The organism is Caballeronia sp. INML2 (assembly GCF_023631365.1).
Taxonomy (GTDB): domain Bacteria; phylum Pseudomonadota; class Gammaproteobacteria; order Burkholderiales; family Burkholderiaceae; genus Caballeronia; species Caballeronia turbans.
This window is the reverse complement of record NZ_JALQDH010000090.1, coordinates 1-18,633: the sequence shown is the minus strand read 5'-3', so window position 1 is coordinate 18,633 and position 18,633 is coordinate 1. Positions and strand designations below refer to the sequence as shown.

The window sequence follows — 18,633 nt, the reverse complement described above, 5'->3', positions numbered from 1 at the left end:
CGTCGTTGTTCATGCTCGTGGCTGCGTCTCAGAGGGCGTTCAGCGAATGATCGGGGTCGTCGAAGTACCGGGCGGCGTTGATAAACGCAACGTGGGAGAGCACTTGCGGAAAATTGCCGCACTGGCGTTTCAGATCGGTATCGAACTCTTCGGCAAGCAATCCAACATCGTTTCGCAGCGCGAGCACGCGTTCGAATAGCTCCTGAGCCTCCCCATGCCGGCCCTGCATCTGCCGGACCTGTGCAAGCCAGCAGCTGCAAGCGATGAAGGCGCCTTCTGGTGGCCCCGAGCCGGGTTTGTCACCGTCTAGAAAGCGATACACAAGACCGTCATGCATCAGGTGCTGCTCGATGGCGGTGACCGTCGCGACGACGCGAGGGTCGTCCGCAGGCAGAAAGCCTCGCAACGGCAAGAGCAGCAGACTGGCGTCCAGCCGATCACCGCCGTAGGTCTGCGTGAAGGCACCCACGCCGCTGTGGAAGCCGTATGTCAGCACGCTCTCGCGAATCTCATGCGCGTCACGTCTCCAGTCGTCGATGGGGACGTCGTGGCCGTCACTCAGCGCACTCTTGATGCCCCTGTCGAGTGCAAGCCACGTCATCATCTTGGAAAGCGTATGGTGCCGAAGCCCGCCGCGCGATTCCCATAGTCCATTGTCTGGTTCTTTCCAGACGCGCCGCACATGCTCGATGAGCGCACGTTCGAGAAACCAGACTTCGTCGCCGGGCGGCATGTCATGGCATCTCGAGACGTAAAGCGCGTCGATGAGCTCGCCGTAGATATCGTGCTGCGATTGCGTCACCGCAGCATTGCCAAAGCGCACGGGACGTGAGCCCTCGTAGCCACCCAGCCATGCGCACTCCCATTCCAACAGGTGACGATCGCCGTCGGTCGTATAAACGGTCTGCGCCTGCGCGGGCTCACCGGCGAGCGCCCGCAGCAGCCAATCTCGCCAGGCCTGGGCCTGCGCGCGCAAGCCGGTGCCGGCCAAGGCGAGCATCGTAAAGCTCGCATCGCGCAGCCAGCAATAACGATAGTCCCAGTTGAGGTCGCCGCCGATCAGTTCAGGCAATGAAGTCGTTGCCGCCGCCGCGATACCGCCAGTCACGCGATTCGTGAGCCCCCTGAGCGCCACAAGCGAGGATCGAATCGCGTCGGCGTATCGGTCGTTACCCAGATCGATCTGGTCCGCCCATTGCGACCAATCGAGCAGAGTCGTATGCAGCGTCTGGTCCACGTTCAATGCAGCAGGGGGCGGCTCATGGGACCGGCAGCAGGTCAGCACGAAGTCGCACCGGTCACCGGCCGTCAGATTCAATTCGACTTGCACCGATTGCGCATCACAAGCAGGCGCAAGAGGACCGTCGAACCAGATGGAATGGGGACCGGCCACCGCGACCACTCTTCGTCCAACCCGGCGGTACCAGGGTTTCAGGCGGCCGTGGTCGAAGCGAACTGCCAATTTGCTTGTGAGAGCAACGCATCCGGCCACGCACTTCACGCTGCGTACGAGCCGAGGAGGGACTTCGGACCACGTAAGGCAATCAGTCATCTCAACGACACCGCTGGCGGTCTCGAAAGTTGTTTCGAGCACCAGCGAATCGCCGAGATACCGCCGTCTCACGTGCTGCACCGGCTCGACGGGCGCTATGCGCCATTGGCCGTTGGATGCGTCGCCAAGCAGCGCAGCAAAACAGGGGCTGGACTCGAACGTGGGCCAACATAGCCAATCAATCGAGCCGTCTTTGGCGACGAGGGCGGCGGTTCGCCCGTCGCCAAGCAGTGCATAGTCCTCGATACGCGCGGCCATGACTAACTCCGGCGCCGCACGGCGCATGCTAGACACGCGGCAAGCGCGAGTGCTCCGCTTACCAGCAGGCCACGATGCGTGTCGGCCCAAAGCATCGGGCTCGCATGCTTTGATTGTTGCTCAAAACGGCCCCGAATGCGATGCAGCGCGCTTACCGGTTCCCATAGGTTGTTGGGCCTTCCGCTCGAACCGAGCGATGGATCCTGCTGTGCGTCATAGCCCGTGCGTCCCAGATACCGATCGAGTAACCCCGGAAACAACATATTTGCGACGATCGCCTTGATCGACGGTGCGCCGACCCATAGCTCACGCCGTCGGTGCGTGGCCGACCAGTAGATGGCACGCGCCGCAACTTCGGGGTCGTAGATAGGCGCAACCGGACGCGGGGCATGCGGCAACTCACACTTGGCCCAATCGAATTGCGGCGTATTCAAGGCCGGCATTTGCACCATCGTCAAATGAATGCGGCTCTTCGCATGCAGCAGTTCGCAGCGCAGCGAATCGGTGAAGCCTCGAATGGCGTGTTTCGCGCCGCAGTAGGCGGATTGCAGGGGGATCGAGCGATACGCCAATGCCGATCCGACCTGCACGATCACGCCCCGATCGCGCGGCAGCATGCGCTTGAGCGCGGCCATGGTGCCCCACACGAAACCGAGGTAGGTGACGTCGGTGATGCGTTTGAAGTCTGCTTCGAGCATCTCGGCAAAGGGTGTGAACGAGGTGACCATCGCGTTGTTGACCCAGACATCGATGGGTCCAAGCTTGGCTTCAACCTGCGCCGCCGCATCGTCGAGTGCGCCTGTCGCGCTGGTATCGAGAGGGATTGTCAGGGCTCGCACGCCCAGCGCCCGCACGTCGGCCGCCGTCTCTTCAAGCGCTTGTTCATCGCGGCCGATGAGTGCAACGTCGGCGCCACGATGCGCGAATTCGAGTGCCGTAGCACGCCCCACACCGGCCGAAGCGCCCGTAATGACCACAATTTGCGGCTTGTTCATACGCACCCCCTATCCTTATCGTGATTCTTCTTGCGACGGGTCATGAGACTCAAGCTATAGTTCTCCGCGCGCGGCTAAAGCTTCAATCCGGTCCGCCGTGCGCAGCGCGATCGCCTGAATCGTCAGAGAGGGATTGACGCCGCCCACCGTCGGAAACACGGAGCCATCGCAGATCCACAAGTTGTCGATGTCCCAGCTGCGGCAGTCCGCATTGACGACGCTCGTCGCGCGGTCATCGCCCATGCGCGCGGTGCCATTTAGATGGCAGGTGTCGTCGGTTTCGCGCCAGACATCGCGCCCGCCCGCGGCTTCGAGCGCCTGGCTCATGAAATCGAGCGAATGGGCGATGAGCCGCTTGTCGTTATCGCACAGTGAGTACGTCACGCGCGCGATCGGCAGATCGTACTGATCCTTCTCCTCAGCGAGCGTCACGCGATTGCGTTCCTGCGGCAGGGTTTCGCCGACGATCTTCAGGCCCGCCTGATGGTTGTACTTCTGCATCTCATCGAGCAAGGCCTGTCCCCACAGACCACGTCCGTTTTGCGTGGCCGACCACGCCACGGGCAACGGTCCCTGACTCATGTAGCAATAGCCGCCAAAGAAGTCCTTGCCTTTGTCCTCGTAATTCCAGTGCTCGGTCAGAGAGAGCGACGGCGGCCCCTTGTACCAGCGGATCTCTTCGTCCATCGTGCCCCACACGGCCTGATTGGTCTGCACCATCAGATTCTTTCCGACAAGTCCGGAACTGTTCGCAAGTCCCTCGGGATAGCGGTCGGTCGCGGACAGCAGCAACAGACGCGGCGTTTCGATCGCGTAACCCGCGACCACGACATGGCGCGCGCGTTGAAACTGCCAGCGTCCTTCGCGGAAGTATTCGACGCCCGTCGCGCGGCCATCGTCGCCCATGACGATGCGACCGACCATCGCGAGATCGCGAATCTCGGCACCCGCGCGAACGGCGCGCGGTATCCACGTGACAAGGGCGCTTTGCTTGGCGTTGGTGGCGCAGCCCGACACGCAAAAGCCCCGATAAACGCACGGGTGCGCCTCGCCGCGCGGCGCGGAGAGGGTCGCGAGCGGCGTCTCTGTCCAGTCGATGCCAAGCGCCTCGCAGCCGCGCGCGAGCACGAGCGCCGCAGCATTCAGTTCGTGCGGCCGATACGGATAGCGTGGCCGCTTCGGACCCCACGGATAGGTCACCGGTCCCGCAATTTTCAGCGCCTGCTCGACTTCGCCGTAGTAGCGCCACATGTCGCGCCAGTCGAGCGGCCAGTCCGCGCCGTAGCCGAGCACGCTTTTCGACTTGAACCATTCGGGCCGAAAGCGCAGCGACACCATCGCGAAGTGCACCGTGCTGCCGCCAACGGCCTTGCCGCTGTTGTTGTTGCCGAGCTTAAGCGGATTTTCACCATCGCAGATCCGCTCGTCTGTCCAGAAGAGTTTGGATTGATGTGTCTCGTCGGATGCGAACTCTTCAAGCGGTCGCCACCATGCCCCTGCATCGAAGGCGACGACCTTGAAACCCTTCTCCGCGAGACGGCACGCGAGCGTGCCGCCGCCGGCGCCCGTGCCGACAATGACGAAATCGACGGCTTCGTTCTGGTCATACTGGCGCATCGGCAACCATGCGCCTTTATGGAAAACATCCGGTGCGCGTCCGTGCTTGCCGCGCGGAACCTGTTGAGGGTCATCGGACACGGCGATTCTCCTCGCGGGCCTGTTCTTCTTTTCCGGGCTCGGCTTGCGCCGCTTCCCAAGGGTCGCGCCGATCGAAGTACATGCGGACATAGCCGCGCGGATTCGCGGGGCCGCCGAAGCCGATCTCGCTCCACGCATGTGGATGTGAGTAATAAGCGCCGCAAATGTCGTGGAGCACGCGTTCCTTGAAGAAAAGCTCGCTGGGCATGCCTTGCCATGCGCCGTGCCGCAGCTCGCCTTGCTGCATGTCGATCAATAACGTCTTTTGCGCATCGTCGTCGATGCGTGCGAATGGCAATTCATGACGCGCGCGACTTTCGGCATCGAGCGCGGCGAGGCCGATGCGCCATGCGTCGCGCATCGGTGGAAGGCGCGCATCGCGATAGCCGTCGCCGCTGCCTTTGCCGAGTTTCGCATCGAGCAAAGCAGGCACGGGCACGGCATCGCGGTCAAGATGGCTTCCCTTACGCTGCGGCACGATGCACGCGCATAGCGCCCGCACCGCGCTCCACTGCACGGGATCGAAGAAGCGCGGCTCTCTCGGCGTTGCGAGCCGCTCGTCGATGACCGCGCGCGTGACGTCGTCCCACGAGGGCGTGTCGCGTTTGTCCAGCACGTTGTACTCGGGATAGCGAGGAAGATTCATCGCTCGGTCTCCCGCAGACGCTGCGCAGCAAGTCCCGCCAACGCGAGCGCCGAAAAACTTGGCGGCGCCGGCAGTGGGGGGCCATTGAACAGATTCTGGCTCCAGTTGCGCCATCCACCCTGATTACGCGCGACGCCTCGCGCATGAAATCCGACACCGATGATGCCGAGCGCCGCGGTCATGCGCAGCCAGAGCCGCGTGAACCAGCGCAATCGGGGTGCGCCAATCGCGGTGTTCACGAGCAGCGCCGCAGCGACGGGTGGGATCACAATGGGCGCGTACATCGCCGGGTTTTGAAAGGCGCCGCGAAAATGCAGCAGCGCGACTTCGCCCAGCGTGCCGACGAGTCCGGCGCTCGTGAGCAGCGCCAGCGCCTGGCCCGCAGGCATGCCGAAGAGGCGCGGCTCGTGCTGCGGTTCATCGCGCAGGCGTTCGGCGACCGCGCCGAGCGCGCCTGAGAGCAACAGTGCCATCGGTGCGCCGATCGGCGCCGCATAGAAGAGGTTGTGCCAACTCCATTGGCCGGGACGCTTGGTGATGTTGTACACATGGAATCCGGTGCCTGCGAGCCCGGCGAGCGCTGCGCCGACATACACCGAATTGCGGACTGGATGACGCTGCGGCTCATGATCGCGCCCACCATGCAGGCCGGCGAGCAGAGACAGTGTCGAGACAACGATCGGCGTGTACATCGCCGGGTTGTCGAAGGAGCCGCGATAGTGCTCCATCGCGCTGTCCGCGAGCACGGAGAGGGCAAGCATTGCGGAACTGTGGTTGAAAGTGCGCGCGGTATCGACATGTGCTTGCGCAGGCGCACGACGGTTCGCTCGCTTACTGGTCCCGATCAGCGCGGCGAGCCCGCATGCCACGGCGATGCCGGCGGTCGTTGTCTTGTTCATCGTTGTGCTCTGTTTCTAAACCGCATAGCACTGCGCGTCAGCATGCTTGAAATCGAGGCCGCAGCCGGGCCGCGACAGGTCTGGGGCAATTGCGCCATCAATCGCGCGCGGCGCGCCGTCGAACAGCATCTGCTCGATGCGAACGTGATCGTGAAACCATTCCTGATGACGTAGACGCGGCGCCGCGCATGCAACGTGCAGATGCATCGCCGGAGCACAGTGGGCGGAGAGCGGCCGATGAAACGCGTCGCACAGTGCGGCCACGCGCAGGAAGCCCGTGATACCGCCGCAGCGTGTGACGTCCGCTTGCAAGACATCGACGGCCTCGTTGGCGAGCAGCGTGCGGAAGTCGTCCTGTGTGTAGCCGTACTCGCCCGCAGCCAACTCCATGTGCACGGGGAGTGCGTCGCGCAGTGAGGCGAGTCCTACAATATCGTCCGAGGAAACGGGCTCTTCAAACCATGCAACGTTTTCTTCGGAAAATCGATTTGCGCAATCGAGCGCCTGCTTGCAATCAAGCGCACCGTTCGCATCGACAAACAGACCCGCACCGTCGCCGATAGCTTCACGCGCCACATGCACACGATGTGGGTCGCGCGGCGGCTCACTGCCGATCTTGATCTTGACCCATCGACATCCGTCCTCGAAAACCCAGCGCGAAAGCTGTTCGCGCATTTCGTCGTCGCTGTATGTGGTGAAACCGCCGCTGCCGTAGAGCGGCACGCGTTCGCGCATTACACCAAGCAAACGCGCGAGCGGAACATCAAGCAGACGAGCTTTCACGTCCCATAGTGCGCAGTCGATCGCTGAAATCGCCGTCGCTGCAATGCCGGAGCGGCCGATATTGCGTACGCGCTGAAACATGCGCAACCACAGCGCATTGATGTTCCATGCGTCTTCGCCAATCAGCAGCGGCGCGAGCGTCGCTTCGATCAACTTGGCCACACTCGCATCGTTGTATGTGTAGCCGATGCCCGTCTTGCCCGCCGCCACGACTTCGACGATGACAAGTGTCGTCGCATTCCACGCGAACGTGCCGTCGGCTTCGGGCTTGTCGGTGGGGATCGAGTAGGCATGCGCACGAATTGTCTCGATCGCGGCATCCCGTCTAGGCAAGATCATGGCGCGTCACCCGTCCGTTAGGTATTCTTGTGCCCGGGTAACACCGCGCCGAGCACTTGCCGTGCGGTTTCGAGAATCACGTTGCCCTCATCGGGGTCGCCCTTCATCAAGGTCGTCGCGAACGCCTTTGCCTGGTGCAGCGTAATGTGCGGTGGCAGCGGCGGCACATTTGGGTCAGCTTTGACTTCAATCACCACCGGGCGATTCGACGCGAACGCTTCGTCCCACACGGCCGCCATGCGTTCAGCATCGTCGACGTAAATGCCTTTCAAGCCGATGAGCTCCGCGAACTTGTGATACGGCACTGAAGGAATATCCTGCGAGGCCTCAAACTTCGGATCGCCTTCCATGACGCGTTGTTCCCACGTGACCTGGTTCAGGTCTGAGTTGTTCAGCACCATGCAGATCCAGTGCGGATTGGACCATTGCTTCCAGTACTTGGCGACAGTGATGAGTTCGGCCATGTTGTTCATCTGCATAGCGCCATCTCCGACGAGCGCGATCACGGGCCGTTCGGGATACGCGAACTTCGCTGCGATCGCGTAGGGAACGGCCGCGCCCATCGACGCGAGTCCACCCGATAGCGAGCACATCATGCCGCGCTTCACTTTCAGATCGCGCGCAAACCAGTTCGCGCATGAACCCGAATCGCTGGTGACGATCGTGTTCGCGGGCACGCGTGGGGAGAGCTCCCAGACCGTGCGCTGCGGATTAACACCGTCCTTTGCGGGTTCAAGCGCGCGCTTCTCGAGCGTTTTCCACCAGTCGCCGAGCCAGCCTTCGATATCCTTGCGCCATGAGCGATCGGTCTGCGCTTGCAGGAGGGGTAAAAGAGCACGCAAGGTTTCAGCGCTATCGCCAACGAGATTGACCTCCATCGGATAGCGGATCGATAGCATGTCGGCCTTGATGTCGATCTGCACGCCGCGAGCGGCGCCTTCTTTCGGTAAGAACTCGGAATATGGGAAGCCGGAGCCGATCATGAGCAGGGTGTCGCACTCGGTCATCAGCTTGTAGCTTGGCTCGGTGCCAAGCAAGCCGATGGAGCCGGTGACGTACGGCAGATCGTCGGGCAACACAGCTTTGCCGAGCAGCGCTTTCGCAACGCCCGCTCCAAGTTTTTCGGCGACGGCCATCACTTCGTCAGTCGCATCGAGTGCGCCCGCGCCGACGAGAATCGCAACCTTCTTCCCGGCGTTGAGGACTTCGGCGGCACGTTGCAAATCGTCGGGATAAGGCATCGTCTTCGGCTTGCGATAGCCGACGCCGGAATGCAGCGTGCCGTGTTTGCGGCCCGGCGCCTCATATTCGAGGTCTTGCAGATCGTTTGGCAATATGAGTGCGGTGACCGAGCGCTCTGACAACGCGATGCGCACCGCGCGATCGACGAGATGGCGAATCTGCGATGGCACGCTCGCCTGCTGTACGAAGGCACCCGCGACATCCTTGAACATCGCTGGAAGATCCAGCTCCTGCTGATAGTGACCCCCAAGTGCGGCGCGGGCTTGCTGGCCTGTGATCGCAAGCACGGGCATGTGGTCCATGCGTGCATCGTAGAGGCCAGTAAGTAAATGCGAAGCGCCCGGTCCCGACGTGGCGATGCATACGCCGAGTTCGCCCGTGAATTTGGCATGCGCCGAGGCCATGAACGCGGCCATCTCCTCATGACGTACCTGGATGAACTCGATCTTTCCCTTCGCACGATTGAGGGCGCCAAACACTCCGTTGATGCCATCGCCGGGGTAGCCGTAAATGCGCCGCACGCCCCACGCGTGCAAGCGATCAATCAGAAAGTCACCGACGGTCGCGGACATGAGAGTGTCTCCAAGAAGCGCACCATGTGGTAAGGCAAATGTGCCCCGCGTCTGACGGACAGTAGATTGCTCGCTGAACGCTGAGACGAAGACAGCGCAAAGTGCGTGCCTCTTTTGCACGCGGACAGTCAGGTGAACCGCGAACGGAGGTGCGAACTGGCGGCCAGATAAACGGCTCGCCGGTACCGTCCGCACGACGCAAGACCAGAGGAGGACCAAACATTCAGACAAAGGCAGCCCGGTCAAAAATGAGGTTCCTTTCGCTCCCTTTTCGTCGCACGTTGTGGACATCGGAACGGACGAAGTCGGCGACCTGTTCGGGCAATTTTTCAAAACTTTGCAAAATATCACATTGTGATGTAATGCAAGTAACCGCCGTCTATAGACCGCGCGTCGCTGCAGCGGTGCGCAAAGCCGTTCGAACGGCGTACGACGCAAAATTCACAGTGTGACAATAAGCTTGCGACGGACGGCGCGCTCGCCCGATTCGCCCGCAGCAAGCGGTTGCGTGAGATTGTGTCCTTGATGCCTAGTAGTTGATTTGCGGAACTTGGAACGCACCTTGAAGTAACTTCAGTTCTTTGCGATGCAACTGCGCGAGCTTGTCGAGGATCTCGTTCCCAGATTTCTCGAGATGCACTTCAACCAGCCGCCGATCGGTGTCGCTGACTTGGCGTCTTACCAGACCGAGTGCCTCGCAGCGCGACACGAGCGCAACGACGCCGTGATGCTGCGCCTGCAACCGCTCTGCTAGTTCGCCAACGGTTGCCCAGTCGCGATTAGGGAATCCGCGAATATGCAGAAGCAGAAGATATTGCAGCGGGGTGATGCCTTCTTCGTGCGTGGCATTCTCTGAAAACCGCTCGAACCGCCGCATTTGAAAACGAAACTCGGACAATTGCTCGAAGTCGGTTTTCTTCAGTTTATGCGTCGCCTCACGTGCAAGCTTGTTCATTCCGAGGCCTCAAAGTCTGTCAAATACGCCTATATCGCAGAGTCACATTTGTTATCAAGACTCGCACGCGACCCATGCCCGCTAGATTGAGGCGATCCGTGACCGATATCTTGCATCTCTTGATACTGGCAAGAGCAAGTGCTTGCGTCACGACGTCGGCCTACCACCGTTGAAGCATACAAAATCCTCTGCTCGTTAATCGACGTTAATCGGATAAATTCGTCACCGCGCGGCGAACAATTTAAGGCAATGATTTTGGTAAACAAAGCGCTCTGCGCCGCACCGATGCACGCGATCCGAGCACGATCAATCTTAGCGCGACTTATCGCCACGCCCACAGCATCTTCAAGCCTTTGCTGCCGGCAACGCCTGCGATACGTCCCTGCGTCAAAAATGGGAACCGCTCGCCGCCGTTTTCGCCAAGCCAGGGGGTTGCTTGGATGCCGACGGTAAACGGCGCTAGATGTTGTTGCTCATCCGCGACTTGAGAACGCCGACGCTGAGTTACAGCTACTTGCTGCGGCGCACGCACGCGCGCTTGCTTTCAGTAGACTCGCGGCTAACCGAATTTCGACTTACGGCAATCCTGCTCGAGAGGGACGTGTCGTTCGAAGTCTTTCCGGATGCCGAGCCTGGGCAAGCGACGCCGGCCGCGACCGTTAAAGGCCGCTCATCGGGCGCCAGGCACGATACACGGGCATCGCAGTTTTCCACTGCGTGCCTAGCCATTGGGACTTCGGCACACGGGAGGTGATGAATATCGGTCCGCGCGCGGGACGGTAGAACCTTGCGGCGACGAATGGCGGCCCGTCACAAACTGACGACGCCCGCTCAATTTTTCACGTGCGGCCGCGATCCTTCAGGTGATCATCGTCGTAGCTTCAATGACCGCCAAGCCGACAAGGGCACCCACTGTCGCGCCAACCAATCTCGGATGCCATCGTTCAAGATGCAGCGCAGCAAACATCGAGCCAATCAGAACGACGCCTAGCAAAGAAAATACAACCAGGAGAAAGCCGATCTCGAAGTTGCTATTAATCAGCATCATGCACCTCCTTTTTGCATCGCTTGGTACTCACTATACATCACAACGTGATATATTCAAGTGAAGCAGGGGAGTTGTCGTCATTTCAGAACCAGTTGCGCGGAGACTCAACTACCGTCGACGCCGAGCGAGGCTTCGCACAGCGGAGATCACCACAGGGAGGACAACCATGCTTGTCACATTTCAATCGAAAGCAACGCCTGATGTCGTAATGTTGCGCGATCTGGCGGGTTACCTTCTCGGGGCGATTGGCAAACGACTCGGTGAAAGGGGCGTTATCGTGCATGACGAAATGCCCGCAGCGATCGCCCGCCTTGAAGCCACCCTCGACGATGATGCGAAAACCGCTGAAGAACACGGCCCGAATTTTCATACGACCGGTGCACACAGCCCGCTGCGTACCGCTGCGGGCCTGCGCCAGCGTGCACTTCCATTCCTCGATATGTTGCGGCAGGCGCAGCGACAGGACGAAGACATTTTGTGGGGGCTGTAGCCACGTTCGACGAGAGGCGATCGGCCTTGCGGGTCAGCTGGCTCAACAAGCAATTTCTCATTGAGCAATGTGCGGCGGCTGCGCCCACCAGCAAGATCTATTGCGTCGCGCGGCCGAATGCCGTGCGAATCTGGGCACCATCACTGCGGCGCTGCTGCGCCCACTCGATCGTTACGGCGCCGCGCAACTGCATGGCTGAGATGGCGATGCGCTCGAAAGCAGCGTGCCGCACCGCGACGCTGTGCGCCTCGCGTTGGAGCGGCGCCGTGAAGCGCGTCAACTGCCACCACCTCTTGCCATGTGCCTGTCGGGTCCCGATGAGCTCGCTTGAATCATTGCGTGCGCGCGCACGGACTTGTCCGAGACTGCTTTCGTCGAAATTGACGTATCGAGCCAAACGCTGGAGGTGCCCGTGAGCACCCCGGCGGCGAACTGGCAAGCATCCAATGATGCCCCGGGCATTGAGCAGTTGGTCCAGCAACTGCTCCAGCTTGGCCCGACCCTGATTGTGCTGAAGGCCACCGGCGGCTACGAATTTGAGGCCGCGTGTGGGCCGCTGGTTGTACCGTGGCCGTGATCAATCCGCGCATGGCGCGTGATTTTGCCCGTTCGATGGGAGCGCTGGCCAAGACCGACGCGCTGGACGCGCGAATGCTGGCCGCTTTTGCCCGCGTGTTGCATCAGCACCCGAAGCGCGAGGGCTTCATCAAACCGTTGGCCGATTCCCAAATGCAGCGCTTGTAGGCGCGTGTGCTGCGTCGGCGCTAACTGGTGCAGATGATCACCAGCGAGCGTCAGCGGCTGCGAGTGGCGCACGCGGCAGCGCGCCCCAGCATCGAACGCGTCGTCGATTTTCTGCAGCCCGAACTCACTGACAGTGACGCCGAGGTTGCCGCACACGTGCAGCAGCATCACGCTGAACTGGCCCAGGCGTTGCGCAGCGTCCCTGGTATCGGGGCAGCAAGTGTGGCCGTGCTGCTGGCCGAGTTGCCCGAGTTGTGCAAGCTCGATCGTAGACGCATCGCCGCGCTGGTGGGCGTCGCGCCACTCAATCGGGATTCCGGCCTCATGCGAGGGCAGCGAACCATCTGGGGTGGGCGCGCCGACGTGTCGCAGCACGCTCTACATGGCGACGCTGACCGCGGTGCGACATAACCCGGTGTTGCGCGCCTACTACCAGCGCCTGAATGTCGCGGGCAAGCGAAAGAAAGTCGCGCTGGTTGCCGCCATGCGCAAGCTGCTTACCATCATCAACGCGCTCGCAAAACATGGCGTGAACTGGAATCCGTGCCTTCATATCGCTTGACTTGCAAGACGGTTGCTCATAGGGGCGGCCGACAGGCGGCACCAACGCCCACACGGGCTTCCCAGTCGGGACGCTTTGTCTTAAACATCGTTTCAGCGGAACGCCGGCCGAATATTGCCATTTTCCGAACGGCGAAGGCGTCTCGGCGCGCTGCCAGCGGCGCGCCGAGGATCAAGAGCGCTGCGATTGTTTTCGCGTCTGCGAAAGTGGCTTTCGAGACAACGAATAAATTGGAGAAAGCTGCTCTATGCCATCTTTGGCCTTCAAAACGATGCGCCCAACAACACGCGCCTTCGATCCGATCCGCGACGGTAGCCACCCCAGTCGACGGCTCGTCGGCATTCGGCTCAAAACAGAAACGCAAAACTCGTTGGTTCTATATCACAGTGTGATACATTATGACTGAGATGGCCCAGCAAGTTCCGGCCCGTTGGGTGCGTAGAGGCGCGACGGCCGTCTAACGACGACCGCTTAGCTGTCGGTTGACCTGCGTGCACCCGACAGTGGAGAAATGCAAAACGCGGTGTCCGTTCCTAAAGGCGCGCGCATGCAAATAATTCTGAATGGGACACGTGCGTCCGCCGAAACCGTGCCGCCGATTGCTTGAGCCTACCGCACATGATCTATCCGATAATCACCGAGAACATAGGGAAGACCCCCTTAGTTCGACTCGTACGGCTTCTCGATGAGTCAATTCGGGAGCGCAACAACGTCATCTTGGGCAAGCTTGAGGGCAACAACCCAGCGGGTTCGGTGAAGGATCGCGCTGCGTTGTCGATGATCACAGGAGCTGAACGCCGCGGACAGATATGCCGCGGTGATGTGTTAATTGAGGCTACAAGCGGCAACACGGGCATCGCACTCGCCATGACGGCTGCCTGCCGCGGCTACAGAATGATGCTCGTCATGCCGGAGGACGTTTCGCTCGAACGCCGCCAGAGTATGCGAGCGTACGGAGCTGAACTTATTTTAACTCCGGCCCAGGGCGGCATGGAGTTCGCTCGTGACGCAGCTAAGCAGATGGCGCGTGAAGGACGTGGGGTTGTACTGGACCAGTTTTCGAACCCAGACAATCCTCTCGCTCACTATCAAACCACCGGCCCCGAAATATGGAACGGCACAACGGGTGCCGTTACTCATTTTGTTTCGGCGATGGGAACGACCGGAACGATCATGGGTGTCAGCCGATATCTAAAAGAGCGAAACGCCGATGTGCAAATAGTCGGCGTGCAGCCAGAAGACGGGGCACGTATTCCGGGCATACGAAAATGGCCCGAGCAGTATCTTCCCGCCTTCTTTGAAGCGCATCGGATCGACCGAACAGAGTGTGTTAGCCAAACGGACGCGGAAGTGACCGCCCGCGAACTTGCCGCGGTTGAAGGCGTCTTCTGTGGAATATCAGCCGGTGGCGCGTGCGCGGTCGCGCTGCGGATTGCTCACGAAGTGGAGAACTCGACGATTGCGTTCATCGTGTGCGATCGGGGCGATCGCTACCTTTCTACGGGAGCGTTCCCGGCTTGAGGTCGGTTGTTTGAATTGTTGAATCGCTAAACGGATACTCCGCCTTAGCCGCCCGTGGAACACGGTCATGGCCGAGGGCGCCCCACTCCTAAGACGCCTGCAAGATCCCTTCGTCCGATGCGATCCTCGTGCTTTTCCGACACCTTCATGGATCGTGCCTTTGACCCTTTCGCCTACACCCTTCACTTGATCTCGTTCATCGTCTTCACCCTAATTCGCCTGTCGGCGGTAACCAGCTCGCGCAAGGAAGGTGCCGGCTCCCTCAGAGCCGCCTAGAATTGACGACACGGGAGGTTGGACATGGCCGAAGCTGCGGAAATCAAGGTCGAGCGCCAGCCTGGCGGGTGGATATGGATTGCCGTCATGTCGACGCCGGGCGGTGACGCCGCGAGGATTATTGCTCAGTCACCTGAAGCTTTAGAAAACCGAGAGGCAGCGCTTGCCGATGCCTGCAGGGTCATGCGTGCGCTTGGACTGACGACGATGGACGACAGCGGAACCGTTTAGTTCGGCGCGATCGTTGCGCAACCGAAGGGAAAGCCGACGAACGTTATCCTTACCGCCGTGCAACCCGCCGTTTCACGAATGCCCGGGCTATGGGCAAGTCGATCTTTCGACGCTGTCGATCCGCCCGTAGCGGTGCTTGTCATCGACGACGATGAGGCTCTGGGGACGGCGCTCGCCGCGGCTCTATATGCCTATGGCTGCCGCGCATACCTCGTCGAAGGCGGAATGGCCGCCTTCCAGATTTCGCAAGCATGGACGCCGCACGTCATCGTCCTGGACATTGAGATGTCCGACTGCGACGGTTTCACTGTCGCCGAAGCAATGCGCGGGACGACAAGATTCTCTTCAGTCCCAATCGTCGCCCATACATCCCTTCCGGAAGATGAAGTCATCGACAAAGGCAAGGCGGTCGAGACCGACGCTTTTTATCGAAAGGGCGCGCCGCTGCACGGTCTGTTTCGGATGATCGAGCATCTGGCGCCTTCGCGACGTAACTGACAGGCTACACAGTGACAAGACGCGGGCACTTCGTCCGGTGCGTTGCGACGCAGCGGTGATAAATCCTGCGAAGACACCGATATCGGCCGTGTCCCGAGGCGCGTCCGCGCGAAGTCGTGGAGATCGTCGATCATATGCTTCCTTCGCCCAGCGCCGTATCGAGCGTGAATCGCCGCTTTCGACCGAGCACTTGAAGAATTACCAGAAACAACACTAACGAGCGCGTGCTGAAGCGTGCGGCAACGTCAATGACGCCCGTAGCAAGCATGCCTCGAGGAGATGCAGCTCACCCTCGCGGAGCGGCAAAAGACGGGCCCAAAACCCGCCGATCCCCTCCGACGTTCCTGCGACCGCAAGCATGGCACGCCGATAGCTTGCAATCGATAACGCTCTGTACCTTGCGGCCCGTGCCCAGCGGGACGAGGACGAGCTCTGCGGTTTGCTCGCGCTCATTGTGGGGGAAATGATGGAACCCGAAACGGGAAAGCCTATTATCTTGCGGATCTACCGCATGCCGTCGGGCGAGTGGGGAGGCCGATTATTCGTCGGCGCGCGGGAGGTCGGCAAATTCAGCGGGTACGCCTCGACACATGAAGTGGAGAAGGCCGCGCGCACAACCGGTCTTTACCCGGAGTACATCGAGTTCGACGAGACGTAGGAACACATCCGTGTGCATCGGATCCGGCAATAGAACTCTGGCCATGCCCACTCGCGACTGAACGGCTGATCAGGTTTGACGAAGCGTCGGCGGCAACGGCTGCCGCCCAGCGTGCGTGGCTTGACGAGCCAACCAAGCCGTAAGCCTTGCGCTTGCTCCACATGGTCCGTGATCCTCGTCGAGCGCGGCCGCGATGAACAGAACCCGCAGCAAGTGCTGCAACGGGCTCGTTTAAGTGGAACCGCCCGACGCAGGCGCCGCATCCACCAGCGAAGCTAACGACGTTCTCCGCGATGTCCGTTCCGGGTCTTTGTACCTCGTTTCGAACACTCCGGTTAGCGTGTGAAGACCTCAATGATCTTCCGTTTGGGCACGTGATGCCGTCGGCTCGTCGGGTTCCGTCTCTTCCGCGCACCCACCTTGTAGGCAGGTGCGCTCATTCCATTTGGCGGCTGCACATCAAACCATTGTCCGAGGTGCTGACGGTGCCGCACGTTCTAGTTCGTTGCCGGGGAACGACTCTCAATAGGCTGCCATCGGCAGGGGAAAGCGGGAGTAAAACACATTGGGGAAAGCCGATTGGGCACAAAGGGCGATCCAGACGGAGGCACAGATGAACCCCGTCGGGTTCTGTTCTTTTCGCTTTAGATACCGAGAGCATTCCCGGCCGCGATCGCCGATGTTTGCCCATCGGTTACTGCCGGCGCTGAGATTGACCCGCTCCGACGGACAGATTTGCAGTCAAAGATGTGTCGTGGTCTGGCCTCCGTTAAGCGTAGAGTCGCGGGTTGTCCACGGACGGGCAGCGGGTCGCTTCTCACGACCGCGACGCTGCCCGTCGGTGGGCAACCCGCAGGGTGATGCGGTTTTTGTCTTCGCGCTCAGGTTCTCGAATTCGAGCGGCGAACAATAGCCGATGCTGCTATGCAGGCGGCGTACGTTGTACCAGCCTTCCAAGAAGGAGAAGATGCGCCTCCGTGCTTGTTCATGGGTCGCGAAGTGTTCGCGCGACAGGAGCTCTGCTTCAAGCGTCCCAAAGAAGGATTCGCACATTGCGTTGTCGTAGGCGTCGCCGGCCGTATCCATCGATGGTTGCACGCCCGCTTCGCGGCAGCGCTTTCCGAAGGCAATTGACGTGTATTGGGCGGATTCTGGGCGGCGACAAATGGAATGAACGCCCCCACCTACCAGCTGGGTGACGCCGAGGAGGTGGACCCTCACGGGCCGACGGCATCAAAGTGCCCAAATGGAAGATCATTGAGGTCTTCACAGGCTAACCGGAGGGTCCGAAATGAAGTATACGACGGTCGGGGTGGACATTGCGAAGAACGTCTTTCAGCTCCACTGGGTGGATGCCGGCACGGGCGAGATTGTGAACAAGCAACTGAAGCGCGCCGCATTCCTCGAGCATTTTGCGAATCGCGAGCCTTGCCTCATCGGAATGGAAGCTTGCGGCGGTGCCCAGCATTGGGCACGGCGATTGATGGAGATGGGCCATCAGGTCAAGCTGATGCCGGCGAAGTTCGTCAAGGCTTTCAACATCGGCAATAAGAACGATCCTGCCGATGCTCGTGCGATCTGGATGGCCACGCAGATGCCGAGCAAGCCCGTCGCTGTGAAGACCGAAGCCCAGCAGGCCGTATTGGCGCTGCATCGGTTGCGGCAACAGAAGATCAAGTTCCGCACGATGCAGATGAACAGTCTGCGGGGCTTGCTGACAGAATACGGCGAGGTGATGGCCAAGAGTCGCGTTGCGCTGGATAAAGCGATTCCCGGGGTGCTGGCGAGGCTAGCCGAGCGTCTACCGGCGATGCTGATCGACTCGTTACGAGAACTTTGGAATGACCTTGATCGACTCGACAAACAGATCGCTGACATTGAACGACGTTTGCAGACGTGGATGAAAGAGGACAAGGCATGCAAGGCAATCGCCGCGATCCCCGGCGTTGGCCTGCTGACGGCGACGGCCACTGTTGCGACGATGGGTGACGCGAAGGCGTTCAGGTCCGGACGGGAGTTTGCCGCGTGGCTCGGTCTCGTACCAAAACAGATCGGCACAGGCGGGAAGATCCAGCTATTGGGTATCAGCCGGCGCGGGGACACGTATGTGCGGACGTTACTGATCCACGGAGCACGCAGCGTGCTCTTCCATGGCAAGCACACCGGATCGTGGGCTGAGCAGTTGCAGAAACGGCGACCATCCAACGTGGTGACCGTAGCACTTGCCAACAAGATGGCCCGAACAATCTGGGCAGTTCTCGCACATGGCACGCCGTACAACCAGGGTCACGTCAGTACACGACCGGCTTGATCAGTAGAACCGTATGGAAGATTGAAGCTTGCAGGATGACGTCGAAAGGTTGCGTTGGCAATCGAGCGTGATGACAAGACAGGTCGGACCTGAACTCGCTAAGCCTGAAAGATAATTTGAGCGCGTAGCTCGTGCGACAAATGAGGAGCGAGTCAGCGGATTTCATCGGGGCCCGCAGCGTATGAGGCTGCAATGAGGCCGCATATAAAGCTGCAACCTATCCTGTCGATGCAACACGCAAGAAGACCTGGCGCATCGGGGGCGTTCATATAAATTACCTTGGCCGGTCGTTGACGTTTGTTTTGGCCGGTGGTGAGGAGTCGGAGGCGGCGTAGCCGCCGGAGACGACGAACCA

16 protein-coding genes and 2 pseudogenes are annotated in these 18,633 nt (G+C 60.5%); 7 read left to right on the top strand and 11 right to left on the bottom strand.

The genetic code is table 11. The features are described from left to right. Window positions 1-28: 28 nt before the first annotated feature. The 9 genes from NCT32_RS30620 to NCT32_RS30580 form a co-directional block, all read right to left on the bottom strand. On the bottom strand, window positions 29-1,810 hold the full coding sequence (locus NCT32_RS30620; protein WP_250491008.1) for a glycoside hydrolase family 15 protein: 1,782 nt from the start codon (window positions 1,808-1,810) through the stop codon (window positions 29-31). A 2-nt stretch (window positions 1,811-1,812) separates the two neighbouring features. Next, window positions 1,813-2,805, bottom strand: a complete 993-nt coding sequence (locus NCT32_RS30615; RefSeq protein WP_250491007.1) for an SDR family oxidoreductase — start codon at window positions 2,803-2,805, stop codon at window positions 1,813-1,815. Window positions 2,806-2,859: 54 nt separating this feature from the next. After that, on the bottom strand, window positions 2,860-4,503 hold the full coding sequence (locus NCT32_RS30610) for a GMC family oxidoreductase (protein WP_250491006.1): 1,644 nt from the start codon (window positions 4,501-4,503) through the stop codon (window positions 2,860-2,862). Next, entirely contained in the window at window positions 4,493-5,149 is a 657-nt protein-coding gene (locus NCT32_RS30605; protein ID WP_250491005.1) for a gluconate 2-dehydrogenase subunit 3 family protein, read from the bottom strand. The genes NCT32_RS30610 and NCT32_RS30605 overlap by 11 nt, the downstream gene beginning before the upstream one ends. Beyond that, the gene (locus NCT32_RS30600) at window positions 5,146-6,048 is read right to left on the bottom strand and encodes a hypothetical protein (RefSeq protein WP_250491004.1); all 903 of its coding nucleotides are present in this window, start codon (window positions 6,046-6,048) and stop codon (window positions 5,146-5,148) included. Before NCT32_RS30600 ends, NCT32_RS30605 begins: the two co-directional genes overlap by 4 nt. 15 nt (window positions 6,049-6,063) lie before the next feature. Then, entirely contained in the window at window positions 6,064-7,170 is a 1,107-nt protein-coding gene (locus NCT32_RS30595) for an enolase C-terminal domain-like protein (protein ID WP_250491003.1), read from the bottom strand. Between the two features lie 17 nt (window positions 7,171-7,187). After that, a complete protein-coding gene (locus NCT32_RS30590; RefSeq protein WP_250491047.1) occupies window positions 7,188-8,984 on the bottom strand; it encodes a thiamine pyrophosphate-requiring protein in 1,797 nt (598 codons plus the stop codon). Window positions 8,985-9,513: 529 nt separating this feature from the next. Continuing rightward, window positions 9,514-9,939 carry a MarR family winged helix-turn-helix transcriptional regulator gene (locus tag NCT32_RS30585; protein WP_250491002.1) on the bottom strand — a complete coding sequence of 142 codons (426 nt, stop codon included), beginning with the start codon at window positions 9,937-9,939 and terminating at the stop codon, window positions 9,514-9,516. Between the two features lie 859 nt (window positions 9,940-10,798). Beyond that, entirely contained in the window at window positions 10,799-10,984 is a 186-nt protein-coding gene (locus NCT32_RS30580; RefSeq protein ID WP_250491046.1) for a hypothetical protein, read from the bottom strand. Between the two features lie 169 nt (window positions 10,985-11,153). Between NCT32_RS30580 and NCT32_RS30575 the strand changes: the two genes are divergently transcribed. Beyond that, complete coding sequence (locus NCT32_RS30575; RefSeq protein ID WP_250491001.1) at window positions 11,154-11,477, top strand: DUF1840 domain-containing protein; 324 nt, start codon at window positions 11,154-11,156, stop codon at window positions 11,475-11,477. A gap of 97 nt (window positions 11,478-11,574) precedes the next feature. On the opposite strand, the gene NCT32_RS30570 is transcribed toward NCT32_RS30575, so the two are convergent. Then, window positions 11,575-11,757 carry a hypothetical protein gene (locus tag NCT32_RS30570; protein WP_250491000.1) on the bottom strand — a complete coding sequence of 61 codons (183 nt, stop codon included), beginning with the start codon at window positions 11,755-11,757 and terminating at the stop codon, window positions 11,575-11,577. A gap of 75 nt (window positions 11,758-11,832) precedes the next feature. On the opposite strand from NCT32_RS30570, the pseudogene NCT32_RS37715 reads away from it, so the two are divergent. From NCT32_RS37715 to NCT32_RS30545, 5 genes and pseudogenes are all read left to right on the top strand, one after another. Next, window positions 11,833-12,783, top strand: a pseudogene (locus NCT32_RS37715) (IS110 family transposase). Window positions 12,784-13,401: 618 nt separating this feature from the next. Continuing rightward, window positions 13,402-14,304, top strand: coding sequence for a cysteine synthase CysM (cysM, locus tag NCT32_RS30560; protein ID WP_250490999.1), 903 nt, complete (start codon window positions 13,402-13,404; stop codon window positions 14,302-14,304). Window positions 14,305-14,604: 300 nt separating this feature from the next. Next, a complete protein-coding gene (locus NCT32_RS30555) occupies window positions 14,605-14,811 on the top strand; it encodes a hypothetical protein (protein WP_250487015.1) in 207 nt (68 codons plus the stop codon). A 132-nt stretch (window positions 14,812-14,943) separates the two neighbouring features. After that, on the top strand, window positions 14,944-15,309 hold the full coding sequence (locus NCT32_RS30550; protein WP_250490998.1) for a response regulator: 366 nt from the start codon (window positions 14,944-14,946) through the stop codon (window positions 15,307-15,309). A gap of 439 nt (window positions 15,310-15,748) precedes the next feature. After that, on the top strand, window positions 15,749-15,967 hold the full coding sequence (locus NCT32_RS30545; protein WP_250490997.1) for a hypothetical protein: 219 nt from the start codon (window positions 15,749-15,751) through the stop codon (window positions 15,965-15,967). An 888-nt stretch (window positions 15,968-16,855) separates the two neighbouring features. Here NCT32_RS30545 and NCT32_RS30540 read toward each other — a convergent pair. Then, window positions 16,856-17,119: pseudogene (locus NCT32_RS30540) on the bottom strand (transposase); the annotation flags it as partial. A gap of 139 nt (window positions 17,120-17,258) precedes the next feature. Here NCT32_RS30540 and NCT32_RS30535 point away from each other — a divergent pair. After that, window positions 17,259-18,278: an IS110 family transposase gene (locus NCT32_RS30535; protein WP_250490996.1), complete on the top strand. Its 1,020-nt coding sequence runs from the start codon at window positions 17,259-17,261 to the stop codon at window positions 18,276-18,278. Window positions 18,279-18,633 lie beyond the last annotated feature (355 nt).

What these genes read in the sequence shown, in the direction of transcription:
- NCT32_RS30580 (WP_250491046.1), bottom strand. Translation starts at nt 10,984, where the DNA reads ATGCTGATTAATAGCAACTTCGAGATCGGCTTTCTCCTGGTTGTATTT.
- NCT32_RS30585 (WP_250491002.1), bottom strand. Translation starts at nt 9,939, where the DNA reads ATGAACAAGCTTGCACGTGAGGCGACGCATAAACTGAAGAAAACCGAC.
- NCT32_RS30605 (WP_250491005.1), bottom strand. Translation starts at nt 5,149, where the DNA reads ATGAATCTTCCTCGCTATCCCGAGTACAACGTGCTGGACAAACGCGAC.
- cysM (WP_250490999.1), top strand. Translation starts at nt 13,402, where the DNA reads ATGATCTATCCGATAATCACCGAGAACATAGGGAAGACCCCCTTAGTT.
- NCT32_RS30575 (WP_250491001.1), top strand. Translation starts at nt 11,154, where the DNA reads ATGCTTGTCACATTTCAATCGAAAGCAACGCCTGATGTCGTAATGTTG.
- NCT32_RS30600 (WP_250491004.1), bottom strand. Translation starts at nt 6,048, where the DNA reads ATGAACAAGACAACGACCGCCGGCATCGCCGTGGCATGCGGGCTCGCC.
- NCT32_RS30555 (WP_250487015.1), top strand. Translation starts at nt 14,605, where the DNA reads ATGGCCGAAGCTGCGGAAATCAAGGTCGAGCGCCAGCCTGGCGGGTGG.
- NCT32_RS30595 (WP_250491003.1), bottom strand. Translation starts at nt 7,170, where the DNA reads ATGATCTTGCCTAGACGGGATGCCGCGATCGAGACAATTCGTGCGCAT.
- NCT32_RS30535 (WP_250490996.1), top strand. Translation starts at nt 17,259, where the DNA reads ATGAAGTATACGACGGTCGGGGTGGACATTGCGAAGAACGTCTTTCAG.
- NCT32_RS30615 (WP_250491007.1), bottom strand. Translation starts at nt 2,805, where the DNA reads ATGAACAAGCCGCAAATTGTGGTCATTACGGGCGCTTCGGCCGGTGTG.
- NCT32_RS30590 (WP_250491047.1), bottom strand. Translation starts at nt 8,984, where the DNA reads ATGTCCGCGACCGTCGGTGACTTTCTGATTGATCGCTTGCACGCGTGG.
- NCT32_RS30620 (WP_250491008.1), bottom strand. Translation starts at nt 1,810, where the DNA reads ATGGCCGCGCGTATCGAGGACTATGCACTGCTTGGCGACGGGCGAACC.